Source organism: Providencia sp. PROV201, from assembly GCF_028479545.1.
GTDB classification, from domain to species: Bacteria; Pseudomonadota; Gammaproteobacteria; order Enterobacterales; family Enterobacteriaceae; genus Providencia; species Providencia huaxiensis.
The window spans coordinates 111,362-137,669 of the sequence record NZ_JAMPNW010000002.1 but is presented as its reverse complement, the minus strand read 5'-3'; the positions used below and the strand labels follow the sequence as shown (position 1 = coordinate 137,669).

19 protein-coding genes are annotated in these 26,308 nt (G+C 38.7%); 7 read left to right on the top strand and 12 right to left on the bottom strand.

Going from position 1 to position 26,308, the window contains the following annotated elements; translation table 11 throughout:
- Positions 1-117: 117 nt before the first annotated feature.
- The gene (locus PR809_RS02575; RefSeq protein WP_102140384.1) at positions 118-594 is read right to left on the bottom strand and encodes a GNAT family N-acetyltransferase; all 477 of its coding nucleotides are present in this window, start codon (positions 592-594) and stop codon (positions 118-120) included.
- A gap of 413 nt (positions 595-1,007) precedes the next feature.
- Here PR809_RS02575 and PR809_RS02570 point away from each other — a divergent pair, with 413 nt between their 5' ends.
- On the top strand, positions 1,008-2,753 hold the full coding sequence (locus PR809_RS02570) for an ABC-F family ATP-binding cassette domain-containing protein (RefSeq protein ID WP_272524437.1): 1,746 nt from the start codon (positions 1,008-1,010) through the stop codon (positions 2,751-2,753).
- A 223-nt stretch (positions 2,754-2,976) separates the two neighbouring features.
- On the opposite strand, the gene PR809_RS02565 is transcribed toward PR809_RS02570, so the two are convergent.
- The 5 genes from PR809_RS02565 to PR809_RS02545 form a co-directional block, all read right to left on the bottom strand.
- Complete coding sequence (locus tag PR809_RS02565) at positions 2,977-3,180, bottom strand: DEAD/DEAH box helicase (protein WP_102140382.1); 204 nt, start codon at positions 3,178-3,180, stop codon at positions 2,977-2,979.
- Between the two features lies 1 nt (position 3,181).
- Positions 3,182-3,724 carry a PadR family transcriptional regulator gene (locus tag PR809_RS02560; RefSeq protein ID WP_206276739.1) on the bottom strand — a complete coding sequence of 181 codons (543 nt, stop codon included), beginning with the start codon at positions 3,722-3,724 and terminating at the stop codon, positions 3,182-3,184.
- Positions 3,725-3,999: 275 nt separating this feature from the next.
- Positions 4,000-5,208 (bottom strand): tyrosine transporter TyrP, encoded by a 1,209-nt coding sequence (tyrP, locus tag PR809_RS02555; protein WP_102140380.1) that lies wholly within the window; start codon positions 5,206-5,208, stop codon positions 4,000-4,002.
- A 20-nt stretch (positions 5,209-5,228) separates the two neighbouring features.
- Complete coding sequence (locus PR809_RS02550) at positions 5,229-7,169, bottom strand: pyridoxal phosphate-dependent decarboxylase family protein (protein ID WP_166267508.1); 1,941 nt, start codon at positions 7,167-7,169, stop codon at positions 5,229-5,231.
- Positions 7,170-7,573: 404 nt separating this feature from the next.
- Positions 7,574-8,584 carry an NAD(P)H-quinone oxidoreductase gene (locus PR809_RS02545; RefSeq protein WP_239979185.1) on the bottom strand — a complete coding sequence of 337 codons (1,011 nt, stop codon included), beginning with the start codon at positions 8,582-8,584 and terminating at the stop codon, positions 7,574-7,576.
- A gap of 364 nt (positions 8,585-8,948) precedes the next feature.
- Between PR809_RS02545 and PR809_RS02540 the strand changes: the two genes are divergently transcribed.
- Both PR809_RS02540 and uspE read left to right on the top strand, forming a co-directional pair.
- On the top strand, positions 8,949-9,704 hold the full coding sequence (locus PR809_RS02540) for an FNR family transcription factor (protein WP_068443675.1): 756 nt from the start codon (positions 8,949-8,951) through the stop codon (positions 9,702-9,704).
- A 125-nt stretch (positions 9,705-9,829) separates the two neighbouring features.
- The gene (gene uspE, locus PR809_RS02535; RefSeq protein WP_102140378.1) at positions 9,830-10,777 is read left to right on the top strand and encodes a universal stress protein UspE; all 948 of its coding nucleotides are present in this window, start codon (positions 9,830-9,832) and stop codon (positions 10,775-10,777) included.
- A 93-nt stretch (positions 10,778-10,870) separates the two neighbouring features.
- Here the strand turns inward: uspE and pntB are convergent, their stop codons facing one another.
- Positions 10,871-12,259, bottom strand: coding sequence for a Re/Si-specific NAD(P)(+) transhydrogenase subunit beta (pntB, locus tag PR809_RS02530; protein WP_102140391.1), 1,389 nt, complete (start codon positions 12,257-12,259; stop codon positions 10,871-10,873).
- Between the two features lie 13 nt (positions 12,260-12,272).
- Positions 12,273-13,802, bottom strand: coding sequence for a Re/Si-specific NAD(P)(+) transhydrogenase subunit alpha (gene pntA, locus PR809_RS02525; protein ID WP_102140377.1), 1,530 nt, complete (start codon positions 13,800-13,802; stop codon positions 12,273-12,275).
- Positions 13,803-14,187: 385 nt separating this feature from the next.
- Here pntA and ydgH point away from each other — a divergent pair, with 385 nt between their 5' ends.
- Both ydgH and PR809_RS02515 read left to right on the top strand, forming a co-directional pair.
- A complete protein-coding gene (gene ydgH, locus PR809_RS02520; protein WP_102140376.1) occupies positions 14,188-15,138 on the top strand; it encodes a DUF1471 family protein YdgH in 951 nt (316 codons plus the stop codon).
- Positions 15,139-15,490: 352 nt separating this feature from the next.
- On the top strand, positions 15,491-16,831 hold the full coding sequence (locus tag PR809_RS02515) for a basic amino acid/polyamine antiporter (protein ID WP_395349643.1): 1,341 nt from the start codon (positions 15,491-15,493) through the stop codon (positions 16,829-16,831).
- Between the two features lie 295 nt (positions 16,832-17,126).
- On the opposite strand, the gene hrpA is transcribed toward PR809_RS02515, so the two are convergent.
- Positions 17,127-21,026: an ATP-dependent RNA helicase HrpA gene (gene hrpA, locus PR809_RS02510; protein ID WP_206276830.1), complete on the bottom strand. Its 3,900-nt coding sequence runs from the start codon at positions 21,024-21,026 to the stop codon at positions 17,127-17,129.
- Between the two features lie 214 nt (positions 21,027-21,240).
- On the opposite strand from hrpA, the gene PR809_RS02505 reads away from it, so the two are divergent.
- Positions 21,241-21,840: an FMN-dependent NADH-azoreductase gene (locus PR809_RS02505; protein ID WP_166267493.1), complete on the top strand. Its 600-nt coding sequence runs from the start codon at positions 21,241-21,243 to the stop codon at positions 21,838-21,840.
- 80 nt (positions 21,841-21,920) lie between these two features.
- Here PR809_RS02505 and PR809_RS02500 read toward each other — a convergent pair whose 3' ends face one another.
- The 3 genes from PR809_RS02500 to PR809_RS02490 are packed head-to-tail and all read right to left on the bottom strand — an operon-like array spanning position 21,921 to position 25,068.
- Complete coding sequence (locus PR809_RS02500) at positions 21,921-22,250, bottom strand: YdbL family protein (RefSeq protein ID WP_125894796.1); 330 nt, start codon at positions 22,248-22,250, stop codon at positions 21,921-21,923.
- The gene (locus PR809_RS02495; protein ID WP_102140371.1) at positions 22,247-22,459 is read right to left on the bottom strand and encodes a YnbE family lipoprotein; all 213 of its coding nucleotides are present in this window, start codon (positions 22,457-22,459) and stop codon (positions 22,247-22,249) included. Before PR809_RS02495 ends, PR809_RS02500 begins: the two co-directional genes overlap by 4 nt.
- An 11-nt stretch (positions 22,460-22,470) precedes the next feature.
- On the bottom strand, positions 22,471-25,068 hold the full coding sequence (locus tag PR809_RS02490) for a YdbH family protein (RefSeq protein WP_241098768.1): 2,598 nt from the start codon (positions 25,066-25,068) through the stop codon (positions 22,471-22,473).
- Between the two features lie 234 nt (positions 25,069-25,302).
- On the opposite strand from PR809_RS02490, the gene PR809_RS02485 reads away from it, so the two are divergent.
- Positions 25,303-26,301, top strand: a complete 999-nt coding sequence (locus PR809_RS02485; RefSeq protein WP_102140389.1) for a 2-hydroxyacid dehydrogenase — start codon at positions 25,303-25,305, stop codon at positions 26,299-26,301.
- The last annotated feature ends 7 nt before the right edge of the window (positions 26,302-26,308 follow it).

The window sequence follows — 26,308 nt, the reverse complement described above, 5'->3', positions numbered from 1 at the left end:
AGAATAAACTTACAAAAATCAGGATAAGGCATCATTTGTATATATTTAATTCAAAAAATAAAGCCAGCAAATTAACTTACTGGCTTTATTCAGCAATATTTGAACAGTGACTAAATATTAGCTTGCGAATTCGGCAATTATTTTTTCATCCATTCGATAGCGAACCCATTCATCCTGAGGCTCTGCACCAATACTTTTATAAAAATCAATTGCAGGCTGATTCCAATCTAAAACGCTCCATTCCAACCGTTGGCATTTTCGTTCTACGGCTAACACGGCAATATGCTTTAATAATTTTTTTCCTGCTCCCGCGCCACGAAAATCAGGGGAAACATATAAATCTTCTAAATAAATACCATTGTTGCCTAACCATGTTGAATAGCTAGTAAAGAATACGGCATATCCTGCTGGCTTCCCATCCACATAACAGATTAAAGCTTCTGTGCTTGAGTTCGCTCCAAATAGGGAATTTTCTATATCAGCCACCGAGGCTTTAACTTCGTGACGTGCTTTTTCATAATCTGCTAATTCAATGATCATATCTAATATCAAAGCAGCGTCATCACGGGTTGCGGGTTTTATTTCTACATTCATTTGGGGCTCTCTTGTTATTTGAATCATGATTTTAAACGTTACATAACAAGAACCCAATTCGCAGCAATATTATTCATCTATTCGTGCATGATATAAGTATTATTTATACCTTTATATGCTTTTTCCCATAATAATCAGAGAGCGCATTTTCGGACCTTGTTGGTTAAATAACATATTAGCTATAATTGTCTCATCGATTAACTAGATGAATATTAAGGAGGCTAATTTATGTTGTTGTGTGATCTTATTGAATATTCACACTTCTTTGGTAATCGCCAAAGCTCAGGCTTTCACAGTTTTATACTGCGATAACCCTGCCTGAGCGAAGCTACTAAAGAAAACCTTCCCTCAGCTTACTGGGTTGTCGTTACGACTATGCCCTGGCATTTTTATGCCTAAAATTTGAGTAAGCTATGAGCACTTTATTAACTGTAAAATCATTAAACTACGATACTTCAACCTCTACCTTATTGAATGACATCTCTTTTACTGTTCAACAAGGTGACCGTATTGGTTTAATTGGCCATAACGGAAGTGGCAAAAGTACATTGTTGAAGCTAATAACCCAACAACTCTCCCCCAATAGTGGCAGTATCACTTATTCGAATCATTGTGTAACTGCTTATATTGAACAACACTTACCCGATGATGTTGCCAGTTTGACACTGCTTGATGCACTTGTTCAAAAATTACCTGAACAAGATAAAGTCACTGAACGTTGGCGAGCTGAGGTTATATTATCAGAATTAGGTTTTACACCTGAACAATGGGAACAAAAAGCGAATGCAATCAGTGGCGGACAACATACACGTTTGCTTCTGGGCCGTGCTTTAATTGAACAACCCGATTTACTGTTACTCGATGAACCTAGTAATCATTTAGATTTACCCACACTTATTTGGTTAGGTAACTTCTTACAATCATGGAAAGGCAGTTTTGTGCTAGTTTCTCATGACCAATCGTTATTAGATAAAGTCAGTAACTGCACTTGGATCTTACGAGATAAATCACTGCATTTTTATCGGTTACCTTGCAGTGCAGCACGACAAGCATTGAGTGAAAAAGACGTCACCGACGCACGCCGTAACCAAGCAGAGCAAAAAGAAATTGACCGTATTGCATCAAGTGCCAAACGCTTAGCCATTTGGGGGCATGTGTATGACAATGAAGCCTTATCACGCAAAGCTAAGCAAATGGAAAAACAGATTGACCGCCTTAAAGATGCCCAAACAGAGTTAACTGAAGGCTATCAATGGCGGCTTGCCTTAAATGGTAAAGCCATTCCTGCAGATAGAGTTTTGGAATTGGAAGGCGCCGTTGTCTCAACTCCGAATGGAAATTCGTTATTTAAAACGGCATTTCATCAAGTCAAAAGTGGTGAGCGTATCGCTATCATGGGGGCCAATGGCTGTGGTAAATCAACACTTCTGCGCCTACTTTGGCAACATTATCAGCAAGACTTACGCTATAGCGCACAGTTGAAGTTTCATCCTGCAATTAGTGTTGGATATTATGACCAACAATTAGAGCAGCTAAATGATAATGATAGTCTATTGGATGCACTACGTCATTTTGCACCTTTAACCGATGAACAACGAAAAATGGCATTGATTGGTGCGGGTTTTACCTACACTCGTCATCAACAAAAAGTCGCTACGCTGAGCGGTGGCGAACGCGCTAGATTATTGTTTATTGGTTTAGGTTTGGCCCAGTACGAGTTGATTTTGTTGGATGAACCAACCAATCACCTTGATCTAGAAGGTAAGGAAGCACTTTGCGAGCAAATTAGCTTATTTTCTGGAGCATTGTTGGTCGTCAGCCATGATAGGTGGCTCATTGAAAATAGTTGCCAACGATTCTGGTTTATCGATGATAATCGGTTAGAGGAATACCTTAATCTTGATGATATCTATCATAAAATTGAACAGCAAACACAACCATTATTAGCGTCTACAATTGGGGGAAATGCCCCTGTTAAATCGATGGTTGAAATTCCCAGTAAGGAAACTACCCATGAAGATGAGTTGTTAGAAACATTGCTTATATTGGAGCAAAAATTACTTGCGGACCAAAAACGCAAACTAAGCCACCAAAAACCACAGTTACAACAACAGTGGAGCAACGAAATAGCCCAAATACACGCTAAATTGGGCTTGTAACCGATACCCCTGGTAACGTTAGTGATCAGGGGATTTTCTTAAGAAGCTGTATATTAATATAGGATGATAGTTACAGTTTACAAAATAATTATATGCACCCTAAAATTTACCTTATTGACGACATAATAGAAATGAGTACCGTTGTTCATCAATAATGAAAATAAATAAAGTTTATTCTTTATGCATTTTATGTGAATAAAGATTTTGTAAACTATCCAAATTGTTATTTTATTTTCTGTTTCTTAGCCCGCTTAAAATATGAAGTTGGGACACTTGGGCATACAACTTCTTTAAACTTAACCTCTTTATTCGTATTTATAGGCGGTTCATTTTCAGATGAAACCGGGGCGTCGGTTTGTGGTATTTTGCTTGTTTCTTTCATATATAAACGCTCTTTTGCTTGTATAATATCATTCGTTTTAGCCATTTTATTTTTCCTCTGCCACTAACACGGCATTGACTTGCTCAATTCGTTCTACTGCTCGGTTAATGATCTCAACGACTCTTGTTGTCTCTTCTTTCGTCAACTGTTGTATCACTATTTGGTGTCTCAACAATGACTTAAATTTGTCTACAGCACATTCAATTTCATTAGCAAATTGATTACCTGCTTTTAATTCCTGTGCATATTTTAATTTTAGTTGAACTTCTACCAATATTTCAGCTTTTAGTAATAAAAAACAGCGACCTTCGGGGGTAATGACATAACACTTTCGCCCTTTTCCATTATCTTTGCCCGCTGAAATAAACCCTAGCTCCTCTAACAACGTTAGAGTCGGATATATCACCCCAGGGCTCGGGCAATAAAAACCCGCTGTCTCTTCTGCAATTTTTTTTATTAGCTCATAACCGTAATTAATTCCCCCTGTCAGTAAATGCAGGATATAAATCCTTAACTGTTTAGGGTTAAACATACGGCTAACACTTTTACCGTTACACAAACACGGGTCTAGTTGTTGTTCACTTGCCATTAAAATTCTCAGTGGTTATTCGTACTAAAACCGATATATCTAATATAATAGTTACTTTTACAGAAAATGCTAGCTTTAGATATATCTGTTTTTGTGCATAACGTGCTAATGATAATCATTCTTATATGGATTATACCGACTAACTGTCGATACAACAGTAAAAATGTGCGGTGAATTGTCTAGCTGAGTAAATTATGCAGTAAATTTAGGAAAGGCTTTTAGGAATTGAGCAAGCCAGCCATCAAGATACGGCTGGCTTGTATACACGTATTTTATTAACCAATATTAGGTAATATATTGAAGACAATCCCTAACTGAACACCAATAACAATAATTCCACAAATAAATACCAATGATAGGCCTAACCCACCACCTAGGACTTGATATTTCCGTTGATTCAATGTTCTTGATTTGAATGCCATTGCGCTAGGTAATAATAAGGCGAGTATTGAAAGTGCAATCGCGGCATACCCTAACGCCATTACAAACCCTTTAGGATAAAATAAAGCAAAAACTAGTGGTGGTCCAAAGGTAAGTAAACCCGTTTGTATGCGCCCTGAAGCATTATCTTGGCGTTTAAATAAATCGGCTAAAAAATCAAATAACCCCAAAGCGACCCCAAGGAAAGAGGTTGCTAAAGCCAAACTCATGAACATCTGTGCTATTAACTCTGTTTTTCCTGATTGAGCTACATCCTTAATTGCATCGAGCAACCCGTTAAGCCCTGCGTTTTCAGCCAGAATACCAACAAATGTTGTTGTGCCAATACTCCCTAATGTTGCAATTTGCCATAAAATATAAGCAACTAACGGGATAGCACTACCGATGATAAAGATAACACGAAGTTTTTTGACATCTCCCCCCATGTATTTGACGATACTAGGGACGCTGCCATGAAAACCAAAGGAGGTAAAAAATACGGGAATAGCCGATAAAATGAGGACTTTTTCAGTTGGTGCTGCTAATAAATTCTGTTGCTCAACATGAGGTATCATTAACGCCAATATAATGACTAAGAAAACAATTTTTGCAGCAAATAAAATACGGTTGATGAAATCTACTGATGAAGTCCCAAAACATACAACTCCCCCACCAATGATGGTAAATACAACAATTCCCATCCAATCAGCCATATCAATGGCAAAACTACTTTTTAAATTTGAAGTAATAATTTCCCCTGCGCCACTCACATAAGCCGCTGTCAATGCATACATAAGGAACATCATGCTAAAGCCCGTAATAAATTTACCGCTAGGCCCTAAATACCGTTGAGCAACACTACCGATCCCAGTTTCGTGAGATTCATGTTGATAAACTTCAACCAAAAGCAATGCTGTGTAACACATCAATGCCCACAATACTAATAACATAGCCAAACTAACTAAAAAGCCATTACCAGCGGCAGCGATAGGCATAGCTAACATACCTGCGCCAATCGTAGTACCTGCAACAATAAATACACTACCAAGTGTGCGATTTTTCATATTGAGATCCTAACAAGTAATTAAATTTTAATTTTATAATTGGAATGATTTAACTTATTTTCTTCATTAATGAGATGTTGCAGTTTGTCTTCAAAGATATTTTTTAATTCCATCCAATAGGTTTCAAAATGAGCCCTATCACGCAAGCAATGCGTCATTATCGCTGCCCGTAGCACATAAATTGACCGTACTTTATGCCATTCATTATCAGAAAATTGTGCATCTCGACATAAGCTCAATGGGTTATCGCCATACTCTTCATGTGTTAGTGAGGTTGATGAGGTGAGAAAATCATTAGAATAACTTCGCCCTGCGGCATAAGAACATAATTCATATAACCGTTTATTTAATTGATTTTGTTTTTCTAAAGATGTGTTACCGATTTCACGAAACATAAAATTAATCATGTGAAAGTCCGGTGTAGGCATCGCAATAATTGAAAACTGGCGATCTTCAATAATAAAGGGCTCACATTGATTTATCTTGTCGATCATCCAATTCGCTGTGGTGACCCCTGCCGCAATCACTTTTCCATACCCTAAAATATTTAACGGGACTAAACGATGTGCAGCCCATACCGCTGCTGCAGTTGCCCCTGCTTTTGATCCTTCCATAATAGAAGAGCCAAGTAACACATTCTGCGCTTTTTCTGTTGTACGCTGTTTTTCTTGTACTTCTTCAAATACATATGCGGCATGATAAGAAACTAAATCCACAATCCGCTTATCCTTCATACAGATTGCACCTGCGGCATACGGAATAAACCCCACTTTATGAGGATCAACAGTAATAGAGTCAGCTTGGCTTAATGCTTTAAAGCTTTCATAAACATCGCGCTTTGGCCACACCATATTTTCAGGAAAAATGCCTTCACTATGATAACGTTGGAGTAAATTCTCATACTCCATAAATTGATTTTCTTCATCACGAAACATCGCGCAAGCGTATCCCGCATAAGCGGCATCAATATGCACATAGAAGGAAACCCCAAAACGCTGCTCACATTCACGTCGTAGCTCAATGACTTCTTTTACATTGTCTATCGCGCCAGTTTCTGTAGTTCCAACAACAGCAACTACGGCTAAAATTGGCTCCCCTTGCTCAATTAATGCAAATACAGTTTCCCGCATTTTATGCACATCCGTTCGATAACTTGCATCAACGGGGAGTTGCACAATATTCTGTTGGCCTAAACCAAGAATATCCATCGCTTTCATCCATGAATAGTGTTTAGACTGCGGTACCAATAACTTACCGAGTTTTCCTTGCTTTATTCCAACACCACGGCAGGTCAAATCACGAATTTCTTCGAAAATATGCATTTTCTTTAATTCATCAATTAAATCTAACACCTTAGAAACAGAGAGATTGAGTAACTCTTTTTCGGTTTTGCCCTGCAGTAGATATTTGGATTGTGGATGCTGCATAATCGCCAACGGTAGTGTTTTAATATTTCTAGCTACCCATAATCCTTCGTAGTTAGCTACTGTTCCACCAGATGTAATATGCCCCCATGCATGTTGTACGTCATAACCAAACATGGCACATAAATCTAACCCAGCCTCTATTTCTAAAACGGTTGTCGTTGGTGAAGATTCTTGTGCACAATTATTGGGGTTGTACATCATTGCCATGACATAAGCCAAATTAGAAATCATCAGTGTATCTGCATTCATATGCCCCATATAACGGGGAGAGAACCAGGGGACCGACGTTGTTTTTAATTTTGAAGAGAGTTGATTAAGAATGCCTTCAGTACGATAAAGCGTATCTCGGTACTCGGGAGCATAACGGTCAACAGTAGAGATAAGATCAGGATCTTCAGGATGGTAGCTAGAGCGCCAATGCATATGTTCACTAACTGAATACTCCATCATTTCTTTGAAAAAGACAGCATTTTCAGATTTAGGGCCTAAAAATAATGCATCAACATTTATTTTTGAATTTTTAAAATTATTTATCATTACTACACCTTCAAACTACAATTAACGCGTGCTAATTGCACTTAAGTCACTTAACTTAATATCATTGGAAAGTGCATAACGGGCTATGTTTATATAAGAGATATCAATATATTAATGATATGCATTTAAAAATATCATTTAAACATTATTTATTGATAAACAAACCGTTAATGGCCAACTTATTCATAGGTATAATCGATCTCTATTAAATTATTAACAAACTCCGTCTAATTTCGTTCTGATTTGTGGACAAACACAAAAAATCAAAATTTAGTCAACTGTAAAGAGATTTTTACGCTAAAAAAGCTTGAATATGTGAAAAAATTGTTATATTGAATGCGATTTTTACTATTCAAAAATGACTAAAGCAGAATAGTAAAAACCACAGAAATAACAGTTAATCAATTGTTTAGCAAAACAATTTTGCCGATAAGATCTCCAGACTCCATATGCTCATGAGCTTCTTTTACCTGTGATAAACGATACACTTTGTTAATAATAGGTTTCATTTTACCGTTTAGTAACAAATCCCAGACTTGTTCTTTCAGTTCTTGAGCGATCAATGCTTTTTCTTCAATAGTACGAGAGCGCATGGTTGAGCCTGTATGAGTCAATCTCTTTACCATTAAAGGCATCATATTTAACTCTTTAGGGTTACCTTTCATCATCCCAATTTGGATGATCCGCCCAAATTTAGCGGCAACTTGATAATTTTTCGCGACATAATCTCCACCAATAATATCGACAACCATATCAACACCTAGTGAAGAGGTGTAGTTGAGCGTCGCCTCAACAAAATCATCTTTTTTATAGTTAATAATACAATCCGCACCGAGTCGTTTTGCTGCATCCACTTTTTCTTCAGAACCAACGGTTGTTAATACTTTTGCACCAAAGGCTTTCGCTAACATAATCGCCACACTGCCAATACCCGATGTCCCACCATGAATAAGTACCGTTTCATCTTTCTTAAGCTTACCTATTTGAAAAACATTTGCCCAAACAGTAAAAAGGTTTTCAGGTATCGCAGCCCCTTCGATAAAAGAAAGGCTCCCTAATGGTAATGCGATATTTTTATGTACTAAACAATATTCTGCATAACCTCCCCCAGCCACCAGCCCACAAATTTTGTCGCCTATCTGCCATTCATCTACATCATCCGCTTTGGCAACAATCGTTCCTGCGATTTCAAGTCCCATAATCGGTGATGCATCTGCCGGTGGAGGGTAAGACCCCTTACGTTGAAAAATATCAGGACGATTAACTCCAGCGGCTTCCACTTTAACAAGCAAATATCCTGCAGAAACTCTAGGTAGCGGTTTATCAATTAATCGCAGTTTTTCTGGTCCACCAGGTTCTATAATGTCAACAACCGTCATCGAAGTGGGTAAAGACTGTTGAGTAAGTGTCATTATATTCTCCTTTTTGAGGTTAATTTGAAAAATTGATATTCATAAATTTATTTTCGTGTTAAATTAATGCTAATTAGTTTAATGTTTCGTGCTTAATTAGCATAATTTTAAGTATTAATTACAATGGGTCGTACATATCGCTTTTTATCGTTTAAAGACCAAAATTTAACCTATATCAAATTTTATATTTAGTAATGTTCTTTAAATTAGCATGAACATCTAAATTCACTAATCTCTTGCAGTTTCTCTGATTGGCTTTTTTGTTTATTAAGTCGATTCTGTCATACTTTACTACTTACCAGTTGCATTATCTTATGTTAAAATTGACTCATATCAATAATTTTAACTTGATTGAGCCTTAAATATGATCCCAGAAAAAAGAGTTGTTCGTCGCATCCAGTCTGGTGGTTGTGCTATTCATTGCCAGGACTGCAGTATTAGCCAACTTTGCATTCCTTTTACGCTGAATGAACATGAACTGGATCAACTTGATAATATCATCGAGCGCAAAAAACCCATTCAAAAAGGCCAAGCTTTATTTAAAGCTGGTGATGAATTGCGTTCATTGTATGCCATCCGCTCAGGTACAATAAAAAGCTATACAATAACCGAAGAAGGCGATGAGCAAATTACCGGTTTTCACTTAGCCGGAGACCTTGTTGGTTTTGACGCTATCATTCATACACAGCACCCGAGTTTTGCACAAGCCCTTGAAACATCAATGGTTTGTGAAATACCATTTGAGACCTTAGATGATTTGTCAGGCAAAATGCCTAATTTACGTCAGCAAATTATGCGTTTAATGAGCGGTGAAATTAAAGGCGATCAAGAAATGATCCTTTTATTATCCAAGAAAAACGCTGAAGAACGTTTAGCTGCATTTATTCTTAACCTATCTCATCGCTTTGCAGAGCGTGGTTTTTCACCAAGAGAATTTAGATTAACAATGACGCGTGGAGATATCGGTAACTATCTTGGATTAACCGTTGAAACCATTAGCCGCCTTTTAGGCCGTTTCCAGAAAAGTGGCATGCTGAGTGTTAAAGGTAAGTATATCACTATCGAAGATATGACAAAACTGACTGATATTGCAGGTAAAGTTTCAGCTATTACATGTTAATATCCCTAAACGGATCACGTTATCGGTGATCCGTTTTCATTTTTTTTCCCAGATTTCTTGCCTATTTAATCCCAATATCATAGTTTATCTATATGGAAACATCCGTGTATCAAGAGGATTTCAATATGGCAAACTATAAAAACCTGCTAGTTGCAATTGACCCAAATCAGGATGATCAACCTGCATTAAGACGTGCTGTCTACATCGTGCAGCGTAATGGTGGACGGATAAAAGCGTTTTTACCTATTTACGACCTTTCCTATGACATGACAACATTACTTTCGCCTGAAGAACGTAATGCCATGCGCAAAGGTGTAATAAGCCAAAAAGCGGCTTGGATCAAACAACAAGCTCATTTCTATCTTGAAGCGGGCATTGATATTGAAATTAAAGTTATTTGGCATAACAAGCCATATGAAGCCATTATTCAAGAAGTGATAAGTGGTGAACATGACTTATTACTCAAAATGGCACATCAAACAGATAATTTTGAATCTATTATTTTTACCCCACTTGACTGGCACTTACTCCGAAAATGCCCCGCTCCCGTTTGGATGGTAAAAGATAAAGTATGGCCTGACCATGGTTCAGTTGTTGTTGCTGTTAACCTATCGAATGAGGAATCTTATCATGATGACCTCAATATCAAATTGGTTGAAAAAACAAAAGATTTAGCAACACGTATTATTAAAGAGCAGGAAATCCATTTAGTAAGTGCGTATCCTGTTGCCCCTATGAATATTGCCATAGAGTTACCTGATTTCGACCCGAGCCTATATAACAACGCACTACGCGGCCAACATTTAATTGCCATGAAAGAGTTACGGCAAAAGTTTAGTATTGATGAAAAGTACACCCATGTCCGAGAGGGCCTACCTGAGAAAATTATTCCTGATATGTGTGAAGAGTTACATGCGGGGGTTGTCGTACTCGGTATTTTAGGCCGTACAGGCATTTCAGCCGCCTTTTTAGGGAATACTGCGGAACATGTCATCGATAAACTAAAATGTGATTTATTAGCAATTAAACCTGACGGTTTTGTCTGCCCTATCACTCCTGCTGATGATGATTAACTAGTGACTTAAAAATCAAGAATGGGTTACTGATATTAACCAGTAACCCATTCTTATTTATATCATTTTGACATGAATTAGTGATTCATTAAATTACAATGCACGTAAGATCGCATCAACGCTATCTTTCGCATCACCAAACAACATCTGTGTATTCTCTTTGAAGAATAACGGGTTTTGCACCCCTGCATAGCCTGTATTCATTGAACGTTTAAATACAATGACATTGCTTGCTTTCCAAACTTCAAGAACTGGCATCCCCGCTATTGGGCTGTTTGGATCTTCTTGAGCTGCTGGGTTAACCGTATCGTTAGCACCAATGACAAGAACGGTATCGGTATCAGAGAAATCATCGTTAATTTCATCCATTTCCAATACGACATCGTAAGGCACTTTAGCTTCTGCGAGTAATACGTTCATATGCCCTGGCAAACGACCAGCGACAGGGTGAATACCAAAACGCACTTTGACGCCACGTTCACGTAATTTAGTCGTGATATCTGCAACAGGGTATTGTGCTTGTGCCACTGCCATACCATAGCCTGGAGTGATAATCACTGATGTTGAATTTCTCAACATTTCAGCGACTTCTTCTGCAGTGCTTTCACGGTATTCGCCCATTTCTTCTTCTGTGCCTGTTGAAGAGCCATCTGTACCGAAGCCTCCTGCAATAACACTGATGAATGAACGGTTCATCGCCTTACACATAATATAAGACAGAATCGCACCTGAAGAACCGACCAATGCCCCTGTAACGATCAGCAAGTCATTACTTAACATGAAACCTGCCGCTGCAGCAGCCCAACCTGAATACGAGTTCAGCATTGAAACAACCACTGGCATGTCCGCTCCACCAATTGATGCCACTAAATGCCAGCCAAAAGCTAAAGCTATCGCGGTCATGACTAGCATCAAGAAGACTTGTAAGCCGACACTTTCTGTTTTAACGAAAATGACTAACAGAATAAATGAAACAACTAACGCTGCTAAATTCAGTTTATGGCGATTAGGTAACATCATCGGTTTTGATGACATTTTCCCTGATAATTTACCATAAGCGACTACTGAACCGGTGAAGGTCACCGCACCAATGAAAATACCTAAGAAAACTTCAGTTAAATGAATGTTTTCCATCACAACATCAGCGTGCCCTTCACTTGCAATAAAGCTGTTAAAACCAACCAGAACTGCAGCTAAACCGACAAAGCTATGTAAAATAGCCACCAGCTCAGGCATTTCTGTCATTTCAACTTTTTTCGCTAAGCGAATACCAATGACAGCACCAATGACCATCGCAACGATCATCCAGCCCACATTTGCACTGTGAGGACCTAAAATGGTGGCTATCAATGCAATAGCCATCCCGATGATGCCGTAAGTATTCCCTCGTTGAGAGCTTTCATGACGTGATAGCCCCGCAAGGCTGAAAATAAACAGGATAGCAGCAACTATGTAAGCTGCTGTCACAATTCCACTCGACAACATAAGTTACCCCTTATCCTTTACGAAACATTTTTAACATGCGTTGAGTTACAGTAAACCCACCGAAAATATTGATACTCGCGATCAATATGGCGATAAAGGATAAGAAGCTTACCCAGCCACCGCTTCCAATCTGAAGCAAGGCGCCCACGACGATGATCCCTGAAATAGCATTAGTGACTGACATTAGCGGTGTATGCAATGCATGAGTCACATTCCACACCACGTAATAACCAACCACACAAGCTAATGCAAATACAGTAAAGTGCGATAAAAACTCTTTTGGCGCTGAATTAGCGAACCAACCAAACAAGATGATAGCTAATGCCATCAAGCCATATTTTACCGTTGGTGACATCTTTTTCTCAGGTGCTTTAACTTTTTCCACCGCTTGCGGTTTCGCCTGCGGCTGAGCAGATACCTGAATTGGGGGCGCTGGCCACGTGATTTCACCTTGTTTAATCACCGTTACACCGCGAATAACCAAATCGTCGAAATCAATATTAATTTCGCCATCTTTTTCTTTACACAGTAGTTTCATCAAGTTAACAAGGTTGGTGCCGTATAACTGGGATGATTGTGTTGGCAAACGGCTTGGCAAATCTGTGTAACCAATAATTTTCACACCATTGTCGGTCACGACTAATTTGTCAGCTTGGGTTAATTCGCAGTTACCACCCGTTTGAGCCGCTAAGTCGACAACCACACTTCCCGGCTTCATTGATTCAACCATTTCCTTGGTAATCAATTTAGGCGCTGGTTTGCCTGGAATAAGTGCCGTGGTCACTATAATGTCGACTTCTTTCGCCTGTGCAGCGAACAGTTCCATCTCCGCTTTTATAAATGCTTCTGACATCACTTTGGCGTAACCATCGCCACTGCCAGCCTCTTCTTTGAAATCTAGCTCAAGGAATTCAGCACCCATACTCTGAACTTGCTCTTTTACCTCAGGGCGAGTGTCAAAGGCACGTACAATGGCACCCAAGCTACCCGCAGCACCAATTGCAGCAAGGCCAGCAACCCCAGCACCAATGATCATGACTTTCGCTGGTGGCACCTTACCTGCCGCGGTGATTTGCCCCGTAAAGAAACGGCCAAATTCATGAGCAGCTTCAACAATTGCACGGTAACCTGCAATATTTGCCATTGAGCTAAGCGCATCAAGTGACTGAGCACGTGAAATACGTGGTACTGCATCCATCGCCATCACGTTAATATTTCTAGCCTTTAAAGCTTCCATTAGCTCAGCATTCTGTGCTGGCCAAATGAAACTCACCAATGTTGCTCCTTCTTTTAACAAAGGAATTTCATCATCCAGAGGTGCGTTGACTTTAAAAACAATATCCGCAGCAAATGCAGTATCACGATCAACGATTTCGGCACCCACTTGCTCATATGCTACATCATCAAAACTGGCTAAATGACCCGCATTTTGCTCTACACACACAGAAAAACCCAATTTAAGTAGTTGAGTCACTGTTGATGGCGTAGCTGCAACACGCGCTTCATTGGCAAGTCGTTCTCTTGGTATACCAATACGCATAATGTTCCCTTTTTAATGCCTGAAGTAATGTTGTTAATAGGGTGTTTGCTAAAATAATGACCATCATCACAGAGAAAAGTCTTATTTTGTGCATAAACAGATTTTTAATGTTCTAATAACCTACTGAAAATAAGCGTCTTGATCCATAATTGATCTCGATTCTTAGACAGTAAATGGAATTCGCAGTGAAAATCTTAGTTTTAGGTCAATAAAATACTGGATACTTTAAAAAATCTGGTAAATTTAACTAGTCAATAATTATTTATTTCTCATAAAAATAAAATCATGAGACAACAGGTTCTGTTACGTGTAATAATCACGTACATGTGATACAACTAAGATTCAGCATGTTTATAATAAATTGCGCAAGGCGGAAGGATTTTGTATGAAGCTGAAAACTACGGTCATCGCAGCCGCGGTGCTGTCATTAACTAGTATAACTGCTACTCAGGCGGCTGTTGAATTGACGCCAAAACAGGCTACTGAATTAAAACCTTATGAGCGTATAACAGTTACCGGGCGCTTTAATGCTATTTATGAAGCATCTGATGCAGTTTCCCGTAGGGCTGATAAAATGGGGGCGTATGCCTTTTACATTCAAAGCCTTGATGATGTAGGTGATAGTGGCAACATGCGTGTTGTTGCAGACGTCTACGCAAAAGATGCACCAGAAGTTGATTCACCGAAGCGTCGTGTATTCGGTGGTGTTGAGGAAATGTCAAAAGCGGATGCAACCGAATATGAACCTTTTGATACTGTTACGGTAAGTGGTTTTTACCCTTCTCAACCAGACCTGTATGAGGCTATTGCAAAAAAAGCCCTTGAGAAAAATGCAGCTTCGTTCTATGTGGTTCGTAATATCGCAATGAATGATGGTGGAAACACATTAGCGACAGCTTATATCTATAAGAAAGATGCGCCGAAGCGACAAGTACTGAATGAAGACGCAGTGGTTCCTGCTGATTCAGACGCTGGCCGTGCTCTATTAGCTGAAGGTGGTGAAGCTGCTAAAAAAGTTCGCATTCCTGGTGTTGCATCTTCTGAAGAACCAACAACCGCAGTCGGACGCTTCTTTGAAACCTCTAGCAGTCAACCGGGTCGTACTAGTGTGACCCTGCCAAGTGGTTATGTTATCGAAGAAGTCAACAAAACAGCCGCGGCTCAAATGGTTCCATTTGACTCTATAACATTCTCTGGATATTACACCAATACGCCTGAAGTACGTTACCAAATAGCAAAACGTGCGGAAGCAAAAGGGGCTAAATATTTCCATATTACAAGAGAATGGCAATCTAATGGTGGAAGTGTCACCATCAGTGCTGACTTGTTTAAATAGTTCAATATTCTGTGATACTAAAACCAGCCTTCTCGGCTGGTTTTTTTGTTTTTATTCACTTCGTTTACGTTAAATCACATCTCACACACTATCCATCTTCATTCTTTTAAGAAAGTGCATAAAACACCTTAAAAAATGCATACATTACCATTGCATATCTCTCATTTCGTTCGTAGAATCCACACACTGAAAACATGCAGTCATTCTGTCTACTTTTTTTATGGCTTCTAGTTAAACTAATTATTGTAATGGCATTTTAACGTCATTTTAACTTTTGATTTCTGAACGTTCAGGATTTACTTTGAAAAATACTTTGAGTCTTACCGCTCTAACGGCGCTAGTTCTTAGCTCGATGGTTGGTGCCGGTGTTTTTAGTCTCCCTCAAAATATGGCTGAAGTGGCTAGCCCTCTCGCATTAATAATCGGCTGGTCAATTACTGGTGTGGGCATCCTTTTTTTAGCATTTGCCTTATTGTTGCTTTCTCGTATACGACCTGACCTTGATGGTGGGATATTTACTTACGCCAAAGTCGGCTTTGGGGAATTAATTGGTTTTTGCTCTGCGTGGGGTTATTGGCTATGTGCGGTAGTTGCCAATGTGTCTTATCTTGTTATCGTATTCGCAGCAATCAGTTTTTTTACTGATACCCCTGATAACATCATTTTTGGTGATGGGAACACATGGCAAGCCCTAATCGGAGAATCAATACTTCTCTGGTTTGTTCACTATTTAGTGCTTCGTGGAGTACAAACAGCCGCTGGAATTAATAAACTCGCTACAATGGCAAAATTAGTTCCCCTTGGCTTATTTATTGTATTAGCTTTTTTGGCATTTAGACTTGATATTTTCAATGCAGATTTCAGTGGTATCGAATTTGGCGTTCCTGTTTGGGAGCAAGTCAAAGATACTATGTTGATTACCCTGTGGGTATTTATTGGTATTGAAGGGGCTGTTGTCGTTTCAGCTAGAGCTAAAAACCGCCGTGATGTTGGCTTAGCAACAATTTTTGCTGTCAGTTCCGCCTTAATTATCTATATACTCGTTACCTTACTTTCTCTTGGTATCATGCCTAGAGCAGAACTTGCAGAAATAAAAAATCCATCCATGGCTCCTCTCATGATAGATTTAATTGGTTCGAGTGGTGATATTATTATTGCGGCTGGCCTCATTATCTCTGTTTGTGGAGCTTATCTAAGTTGGACCATTATGGCCGCTGAAGTGCCTTATATCGCCGCGCAGTATCAATCATTTCCTAAAATATTCAACAAGCTAAATAAAAATGATGCACCATCCTCTTCTTTATGGCTCACTAATGGTGCTGTGCAACTCTCTTTGGTTCTTATTTGGCTTAGTGGAAGTAATTACAATACATTACTTACTATAGCTTCCGAAATGATTTTAGTCCCCTATTTCCTTGTCGGTGCATTTTTAGTCAAAGTGGCTTTTGAGCGTCATAATAAAGCATTATTTGCGGTTGGAGCTATTGCTAGCCTTTATGGTTTATGGCTGATTTATGCTTCAGGGTTAATTAATTTACTATTATCCGTTGTTTTGTATGCCCCTGGTATTTTGGTATTTTTCTATGCTCGTCAGCAACAAACCAACCAAGTACCATTAAAGATGATTGAAAAAATCATGGCTTATGCAATTGCTATCGCTGCTATTCCAGCACTCTATTATTTGGTTGTTTAGCTTTGTACCAAAGGGCTTAATTTTGATGCGTAAATTTAAGCCCTATTTACTGTAATTTCCTATTTTCCACACACTCAAAACCTCAAGATCTCAATACTTCAATAATCTTCTAGCATTAATCCTCTATTACCATTTCACTTCCCTTATACTGGTGAAAATTACTGTTGTACGATCTCAGATGCTTATATTTTTACAATCTATTTGTATGTTGTAACTAAAAATCCAAGCTGACTAAAAAAGGAAAAGCGCTTCACATAAATAATATGTGAAGCGTCAACGAGTAAAATAATCATTCTTACAGTTGTTGGGACAAGTGCTCCATCGTCTGTATAATCCGCTTATCCGATATTGGGTACGGAGTTCCCAATTGTTGGGCAAACAAGCTAACTCGCAGTTCTTCAATCATCCAACGAATTTCTTGAACTTCTGGCATATTTTTCTGAATTGGAGATAATTTAACTAGCCATTGTTGCCACATATTCTGAACATGCTCTACCTTACTCATTTGAGCACGATCTCGGTTAGGGTCAATCGCTAATTTTTCTAATCGCCGCTCTATCCCATTTAAATAACGAAGAATATCAGGTAAGCGCTTCCAACCATGAGTGGTCACAAAACCTTTAAATACCAAATTCGACATTTGTGTTTTTATATCCGATAACGCTATCGCCATCGAAAAATCAACCCGCCCTTTTAGACGTTTATTGATAGCAAACACCGCTGTTAATATTTGTTCAACTTGCTTAGCAATATTAACAACCACATCATTTAATTCTGCACGTGCAAACTCTTTCAGTTTTTCAAACTGCACTTCATCCCATACCGCGCCACCAAAATCAGCAATTATTTGGTCGACGCCACAAGCAATACAGTCATCAATTAACTCTAATACCTTACCATAAGGGTTAAAATACAGACCTAATTTTGATTTATTTGGTAGTTTTTCATGTAGATATTTAATTGGCGATGGAATGTTTAACAGCAATAACCGACGTACTCCGGCCCACATAGCTTGCTGTTGCTCCAATTCGGTTTCAAATACCTTGATACCAACGCTATTTTTCTCATCGACTAACGCAGGATAAGCTTTAACGGAATATCCGCCTCTTTTTTGCTCATAACGTTGAGGCAACTCGCCAAAACTCCAAATATGTAACCCGTGTTGCTCAATGCCGTCATCCACAACTTCAGATAATGTTTCTTGCACTTTTTCTTTTAAGCTATTTTTTAGCTCATCAAGATTTTGCCCTTCTGCAACAGTTTCATTTTTGTCACCTACAACACGATACGTCATTTTTAAATGGGCCGGAAGCTGCGCTAATTGCCATGATTCGCGTTCAACAGTGACACCCGTCATACGGCGTAATTCACGTTCAAGTTTATCCAATACACTGCCTTCAGGCTCTGGTACTCGTTCTAAAAATGCAGAAGCATAATTAGGTGCAGGGACAAAATTTCGTCTAATAGGTTTAGGTAGTGATTTAATTAAAGCAACGATTAGCTCATGACGCAGCCCAGGAACTTGCCAATCAAAGCCAATATTCTGAACCTGATTTAATACAGCAAGAGGTATATGTACCGTCACACCATCAGCATCAGTTCCAGGTTCAAATTGGTAACTCAACCGAAATTTTAAATCCCCTTGATGCCAATAGTTAGGATAATCAAGTGCCGAAACATTACTGGCGTCCTCCTTAATCAGCATGCTCTTTTCAAAGCTTAACAAGTCAGATTGTTGCTTAGATGCCGTTTTCCACCAATTATCAAAATGACGGGAGGAAATCACATCATTCGGGATCCGTTGGTCATAAAATGCAAATAATGTTTCATCATCAACTAAAATGTCACGCCGACGTGATTTATGCTCCAAATCTTCAACTTCAGATAATAACTTCAGATTTTCTTTAAAGAATGCGTGACGAGTAGCCCAATCCCCTTCAACTAATGCATGACGAATAAACAATTCACGGCACAGTAATGGGTCAATATTCCCATAATTAACCTGCCTTGATGCAACAATAGGTAGCCCATATAGCGTCACTTTTTCTGATGCCATTACCGCACCTTCAGATTTTGACCAATGAGGTTCACTATAACTATGTTTAGTTAAATGTTCAGCTAAGGGTTCAACCCACTCAACATCGATGGATGCGGCAATTCTTCCCCATAATTTCGATGTCTCAACAAGTTCCGCTACCATTGCCCATTTGGGTGGTTTTTTAAATAGACCCGACCCTGGAAAAATAGTAAAACGTGCATTCCTAGCCCCAGTGAACTCGTGTTTATCCGCGTCTTTTTGGCCAATATGTGAAAGCAAACCAGCCAATAGCGAAACATGAATACTCCGAAAATCAGCCTCAGAGCTATTAATGGCAAAACCTTGTTCTTTCACCACTTGCCTCAATTGGGTATACAAATCTTGCCATTCTCGAATACGTAAGTAATTTAGAAAATCTTGGCGACACATTTTTCTAAATTGGGCGTTAGAAAGCTGCGTTTGTTGTTCTTTTAAATAATCCCAAAGGTTTAAAAAGGCTAAGAAGTCTGATTGTTTATCATGGAAACGCCGATGTTTTTCATCAGCAGCTTGCTGTTTTTCTAACGGTCTCTCTCTCGGGTCTTGAATTGATAATGCAGAAACAATCACCATTGTTTCACGTACTGCACCATGTTTACGAGCTTCAATCACCATCCGAGCGAGCCTTGGGTCAACAGGAAGCTGGGCTAGTTGCCTACCTGTATCCGTTAATTGATAGCCTTTATCCGCTTGTTTGTGGGACTTAATTGCACCTAGCTCTTCCAGTAATTTCACACCATCTTGGATGTTACGTTTATCTGGAGCCTCCACAAATGGAAATGCAGAGATATCACCAAGACCAATAGAAGTCATTTGTAATATAACTGATGCCAAATTCGTCCGTAAAATTTCAGGATCCGTGAATTCTGGACGTGATAGAAAGTCATCTTCTGAGTATAAACGAATACAAATCCCATCAGAAACACGGCCACAGCGCCCTTTACGTTGGTTAGCTGAAGCCTGAGAAATAGCTTCAACAGGAAGGCGTTGCACTTTTGTTCGGTAACTATAACGACTAATTCGCGCATAACCGGTATCAATGACATATTTGATACCCGGTACAGTTAATGATGTTTCTGCTACGTTTGTTGCAAGAATGATCCGCCGCCCCCCATGAGGATGGAAGATGCGATTTTGCTCACTATTAGAGAGCCTTGCGAAAAGAGGTAAAATTTCAGTGTGACGTAAAGAAAGTTTTGATAACGCATCAGCAGTATCACGGATCTCCCGCTCACCACTCATAAAAATCAATATATCGCCATTACCTTCAACCGACAGTTCATTTACCGCATCTATGATCCCATCAATTTGGTCGCGGTCACTATCGTTTTGCTCTCCAATAATAGGGCGATAACGAACTTCAACGGGATAAGTTCGCCCAGATACTTCAACAATCGGAGCGTGACTAAAGTGCTTCGAAAAACGCTCAGGGTCAATGGTTGCCGATGTAATAATCACTTTTAAATCAGGACGTCTCGGTAATAATTGACGTAAGTAACCTAAAATAAAGTCGATATTAAGGCTTCTTTCGTGAGCCTCATCGATAATAATAGTGTCATATTGCAACAGCAATTTGTCATTTTGTAATTCTGCAAGCAAGATACCATCAGTCATCAATTTGACTTGAGTCGTTTCACTCACTTGGTCACTAAAACGGACTTTATAACCAACATTTGAACCTAATTCACATTCAAGCTCTTGAGCAAGACGTGTTGCGACTGAGCGTGCAGCTAACCGTCTTGGTTGTGTATGCCCAATAAACCCTAGAACCCCTCTGCCAAGTTCCAGGCAAATTTTTGGGATCTGCGTTGTTTTACCTGACCCAGTTTCACCTGCAATAATAACAACTTGATGCTTTTTAATGGCATCTAAAATAACGTCTTTTTTCTGGCTAACCGGTAAATTATCTGGATACACAATTTTAGGTGAGTTTAATCGTTTAAGTTCAACTCTTTGTTTGGCTTTCTCAATATCTATTTTAATAGCGTCAAGTACCGCAGAGCGCGATTTTTCGTTCTGGATCTTTGCAATACCTTGCACTCTTTTTTTCAGTAACCATTGGTCACGTAATGAAGTTTGTCCAATATCAGCGGTTAATGCTGTCAGTATGGATTTCACCTGTTAAATCCTTATCTTTAATAAGTTTCAATGCACGCTAGCCAATCCACTTCGCAATTTGTGAGGGCTAAATTTTGTTTTTATTTTTAATTGTTGTTATCACATGAAAATACCATCAATTTTTTTGAAGAAGGCTATCTAATTTTTTTCCTATCAATCAGTTACACCTCACGTATCATTACCAATAAAATTTCACCTAAACATAGAGGAACACATGAGTAAAGTATTACTATTGAAATCAAGTATTCTGGCTGACTATTCACAAAGCAATAAAATGGCAGATTACTTTATTCAACAATGGCAGGAAAAACACTCAGCAGATACAGTAACTGTACGAGATTTAGTCAAAGAACCAATTCCAGCGATTGACGGTGAAATTTTAGCAGCTTTTGGCCCAAGTGACACGAAAACAGAACAACAACAAGCACATTTGGACCTGTCAAATACGTTAATTGAGGAAATTAAAGCTCACGATATAATTGTTATTGCAGCCCCAATGTATAACTTTACGATTTCTTCCCACTTAAAACATTACTTCGACTTTATCGCTCGCTCAGGCCACACGTTTAAATATACAGAACAAGGTTCTGTCGGCTTATTAAAAGACAAACGTGCCTATATATTAACGAGCCGAGGCGGTATCTACAAAGACACACCAACAGACACCATGGTGCCTTATTTAACACTATTTCTAAATTTCATTGGTATTACCGACGTTGAGTTTATTTTTGCTGAAGGCACGTCGTTAGGCCAAGAGTCAGTCGAACGAGCGCATCAACAAGCACAAAGCCATATCAATACGATTATCGCTTAAGATCTAGACTTTCTAAGTAATATATTATTAAGACCCAAAACTACCATTGTTATATTTTGCGCACTTTCTGAGTGCGCTTTTTATTTCTTTTGTAGCCATTGACCATTAATTCCACGTACAAATTCCCCAGAGTTCGCCCTTTCTACGAGCTTCTGTCCTGCTATCCTTGCAACGTCATTAGTTTTTAGGTTATTTTTTGCAGCAATTTCGCTATATCTTTTTTCCCGTTCTTGGTTTATTTGCGCTGCTAGCTTGGTGGCCTCCTGATTATTTGTATTAATTGGAGCTAAATACCCTGACAATGTTTCCCCCAATAGGCCTGTTTCTTTGGCTTCATCCACTGTAATTGCTACAGCCTGAAAAGTAGTCAATAATGAACATAGCGCTAGTACTTTGATAATTCGACTCATTTGGGATTTACCTCTCCGAACAAATCACTATTTTCTTTTAATAATTCTTCTACTTGCCTATCCGCTTTTATTTGGATTTCATGTTCAATTTTTACGTTCATATTAATATTGATGGGCTTATCCGGTGTTGCGACCTCAACTCGTAAGCAAGCTGATAACAATAACGCAATCGATATAGCTGTAGTAAATTTTAATATTTTCACGTTCATTCTTATGCTCATTATAAATTTTTTTCCAACCACTCTTCTAAGGAGCTACCAAATCGTAAACTACGCCATAATTGAAAGATATTTTCTTCATGTTGATAATGCAAATGAACTTCACGTTTTTTCTTTTCTTGCGTGTTATACCCTTCAAGGATTGTTTTCATATTTAACAACCCTAAGTTTGTAACATTAACGTCTGTACGGCTGCGTTTTATTTCCAAATATTGTAGCCACCCCATAGCGGAACCCGCAGATATATTATCCTCTCGGATGGAATCAACAAATTGAGTATCTAACCGTAACGTTAATGGCCCACTATTTTCTAACCACCCATCTTTAACTATCCACTCTGGATTATTTAAATAAAAAGGTAACTCACCATTAACTTTACCTGAAACAGCAAATTGTGACACTTTTAATATGGTAAATAACTGACTAAGTTCAATCTGTCTTAATTTTATCGAGGAGGCATGGATTTGTGGCCAGCGCAGTAAATCCATCGATACCTCACCCCCTAAGGTTTTAAAGCCCACATTAGTCAGTTTTAACGGCATATTTTCCGTTGGTGGATATGAGCCAGAAAGATCGGCTTTAATATCCGTCAATTCAAATAAATTATTGAGCTGTTTAATACGTAACTCAACGGGCGCCTTCCCCCCTAAAGTCCAAGTACTTTGTTTTAAACGCCATGGTAAAACAAAGTCTAATCCTGATAACTCACCATCTTTTAACCAAAGGCTAGTATTTTCTACACGCCAGTGTCCTCCTGCAATAAAACCATCTTCTGGTGTTATTGAAAAAGCAGCTTGAGAAAATAATTTTCCTTGTTTTAATTCAATTCCAAGATCAGCAGGAATTAATGTTTGAAAAGCCGTGACTGACTGTTCAGGCCAACGCGCTTCCCCTCTTAATCTTTCTCCGTCCCAGCGCCCAAATATGACGATTGGCCCGACATCTTTAGTGCTTAAATCACCTTTAAGTTGAAATTCAGCGGGAGATTTTCCACTAAGATCCGCATTTAATGTAATTTTTGGTAGATAACTTTCAGTACCAAATTGCATTCGTTCACTGGTAAGCTGTAATTGTCCATTAAAATTGGCTTTATTCTGATCACGTTGCCAAACTAATGGCTTACTTAGTTGTAAACGCGGAGCCCTCATCGATAAGAGCCCATATTGTATTTGGTCAAACCCTGTATTTAAGCTATTTAATGTGATTAAAGTGTCCTGCCAACTCCCATTACCTTTAATATCCCAATTAGCCGATAATGACGGTAAGTTGGCATTTCCCCAATAATTCCAAAACCATTTTCCTTTATCCAAGGTGAATTTATCAGCTTTACCATCCAAATGAATATCAAAATCCCCCCAATATTGCTCTTTAATTTTTAGAATAGCTTGCAAACGCCCTGAAATGCCATCTTCACCTAACGATGTCCCCGCGAGTGGTAATCTAACTTCGTTAAGAACCAGTGTTTCAGAGAGACGGCCATAAGCTCTTAATAATGAACTGGATAAAAAAGAAACTTTTGGCGTGGCTAACTGGCCTGAAACCTTGGCTGGTAAATTAATATCCAGCACCATATCATCATATTTAACTTGGCCATGTAACCTAAAGTTAATATCAGCATCGAGTAAATTTATCTGGGTAGATGGCACCGCTAAGACAATATTGGCTTTCCCTTTCTTTGCTTGTGTGAGCATATTAATACGCCCAGAAAATACCATTTCACTTAATGTATTATTCCAGTTATCAACTTGAAGGCTGATACCGCCTTGTAAAGGAATATCTGCTTCTTTCCATTGCCACTTCCCTTGCGCTATTTGTATTCTAGAAGGCGATAGTAACCATGGTAAATAAAGCAATTCTTCCTTAGTGTCTGTATCCATGACACTAAGGACGCCTTGGTCATTCAACCAACTGAATTTAGCTTGTAAGAATTTTTCTGGGTTGATTAACTTAAAATAAGCATTCAGCTCGCCTTTTTCTGGAAGCTGATTTGCCATTAAGGGGAGTTGCACATCACCAAATAATTCTATTGTTTGCTTTTGTTCTGGTAGAAATGCTAAAAAATTTTGAATGACTAATTGGTGTTCCCTGTTTATTAAAGATGACAACCTTAAATTGTCGCCGCTAAAATCAAATTCTAGAGGGTTAGCCTGATTTTTACGTAACCAGATACTGCCTTGGTAATCACTCCATGGCTGTATATTGGCATTATTTATGACTAATGAAAAAACAGGAATATTATCAATAATATCTGCAATATTAATCGGATCATTATCTGTTTCATTCGTTGGCTCAAGAGCACTCAAACATTCAGTTTTAACATCAAGGGCATCCACAATAGCATGCAAGGGAAAGATTGAAAGCCTTGTGCTATTCAACTGAACTAATGTGCAATCATTTGCTGTTATACTGATATTTGCTATACCCAATTGGCCATGACTAATTCTTGGTTCTGAAAACGACAGTTTAAATGGCTTAGGAAGATAGTATGATGCAACAACAGGAGCCCAATGGGATATCGTTATCCATAAAAGTATTAAGAGAGCAATGCTTCCACCCAAAAAGCAGAGTAATATTCTGAATGCTCTTTTCATTAACTGCATTACTACGTCCCTTGTTTGAATTGTTCTGTAGCGCAAATGATAAATTTCAGCAAAATCGTCTCATTAAACGCGATACTAACAAAGATAAACCACATTCAATCGTAAACAGATACCTATTTTCTTAATTTATAGGTGATTTACAAACTTAATTGTCTTATTCTGAGTTTATATTTTGTAGGTACACCTTTTTACCTACTCTTTTCTAATTGGTTCCTAAAAATTGGAGTCTTTATGATGAAAATTGTTTCTTATAGTACCAAACAGTATGACCGCAAGCACATGGAACAAGTTAATCAAAATTCTGGATTTAATTTTAGTATTGAATATTTTGATTTTCCATTGACGGTTCAGACAGCGAAAAATGCTGTTGGTGCCGACGCTATCTGTATTTTCGTTAACGACGAAGCTAATCGTGCTGTTTTAGAAGAACTTGCCGCACTCAATATTCGAATTTTAGCTTTACGTTGTGCTGGCTTTAACAATGTTGATTTACAAGCAGCTAAAGAATTAGGTATCCAAGTTGTTCGAGTCCCTGCTTATTCTCCTGAAGCCGTTGCAGAACACGCAGTTGGGATGATGCTATGCCTTAATCGCCGGATCCACCGGGCGTACCAGCGTACGCGAGATGCAAATTTTTCTCTCGAGGGATTAACGGGGTTTAATATGCATAACCGCACTGCTGGCATTATCGGTACCGGGAAAATTGGCCAAGCGACGCTACGTATTTTAAAGGGCTTTGGAATGCGTTTACTCGCACATGACCCATACCCGAACCAAGCTGTTTTAGATTTGGGTGCTGAATATGTTGACTTAGATACTCTATATGAACAATCAGATATTATTTCTCTTCATTGCCCATTAACACCTGAAAATCATCACCTACTCGATGAAAATGCATTCAAGAAGATGAAAAATGGGGTCATGATCATCAATACAAGTCGAGGTGCGTTAGTCGATTCTGTTGCCGCCATTAATGCACTAAAATCACAAAAAATTGGCGCATTAGGTATGGATGTATATGAAAATGAACGTGATTTATTCTTCGAAGATAAATCTAATGACGTAATACAGGATGATGTTTTTCGTCGACTTTCTTCTTGTCATAATGTGTTATTTACTGGGCATCAAGCGTTTTTAACAGAAGAAGCATTAACAAGTATCAGTCAAACTACGCTAAATAATATCCGTCAAATTAGTTGTGGGGAAACTTGCCCTAATATTGTTAACGCATAGTTGGATC

Coding starts and splice junctions, on each gene's coding strand:
- PR809_RS02575 (WP_102140384.1), bottom strand. CDS start 594: ATGAATGTAGAAATAAAACCCGCAACCCGTGATGACGCTGCTTTGATA.
- PR809_RS02570 (WP_272524437.1), top strand. CDS start 1,008: ATGAGCACTTTATTAACTGTAAAATCATTAAACTACGATACTTCAACC.
- PR809_RS02565 (WP_102140382.1), bottom strand. CDS start 3,180: ATGGCTAAAACGAATGATATTATACAAGCAAAAGAGCGTTTATATATG.
- PR809_RS02560 (WP_206276739.1), bottom strand. CDS start 3,724: ATGGCAAGTGAACAACAACTAGACCCGTGTTTGTGTAACGGTAAAAGT.
- tyrP (WP_102140380.1), bottom strand. CDS start 5,208: ATGAAAAATCGCACACTTGGTAGTGTATTTATTGTTGCAGGTACTACG.
- PR809_RS02545 (WP_239979185.1), bottom strand. CDS start 8,584: ATGACACTTACTCAACAGTCTTTACCCACTTCGATGACGGTTGTTGAC.
- PR809_RS02540 (WP_068443675.1), top strand. CDS start 8,949: ATGATCCCAGAAAAAAGAGTTGTTCGTCGCATCCAGTCTGGTGGTTGT.
- uspE (WP_102140378.1), top strand. CDS start 9,830: ATGGCAAACTATAAAAACCTGCTAGTTGCAATTGACCCAAATCAGGAT.
- pntA (WP_102140377.1), bottom strand. CDS start 13,802: ATGCGTATTGGTATACCAAGAGAACGACTTGCCAATGAAGCGCGTGTT.
- ydgH (WP_102140376.1), top strand. CDS start 14,188: ATGAAGCTGAAAACTACGGTCATCGCAGCCGCGGTGCTGTCATTAACT.
- PR809_RS02515 (WP_395349643.1), top strand. CDS start 15,491: ATGGTTGGTGCCGGTGTTTTTAGTCTCCCTCAAAATATGGCTGAAGTG.
- PR809_RS02505 (WP_166267493.1), top strand. CDS start 21,241: ATGAGTAAAGTATTACTATTGAAATCAAGTATTCTGGCTGACTATTCA.
- PR809_RS02500 (WP_125894796.1), bottom strand. CDS start 22,250: ATGAGTCGAATTATCAAAGTACTAGCGCTATGTTCATTATTGACTACT.
- PR809_RS02495 (WP_102140371.1), bottom strand. CDS start 22,459: ATGAACGTGAAAATATTAAAATTTACTACAGCTATATCGATTGCGTTA.
- PR809_RS02490 (WP_241098768.1), bottom strand. CDS start 25,068: ATGCAGTTAATGAAAAGAGCATTCAGAATATTACTCTGCTTTTTGGGT.
- PR809_RS02485 (WP_102140389.1), top strand. CDS start 25,303: ATGAAAATTGTTTCTTATAGTACCAAACAGTATGACCGCAAGCACATG.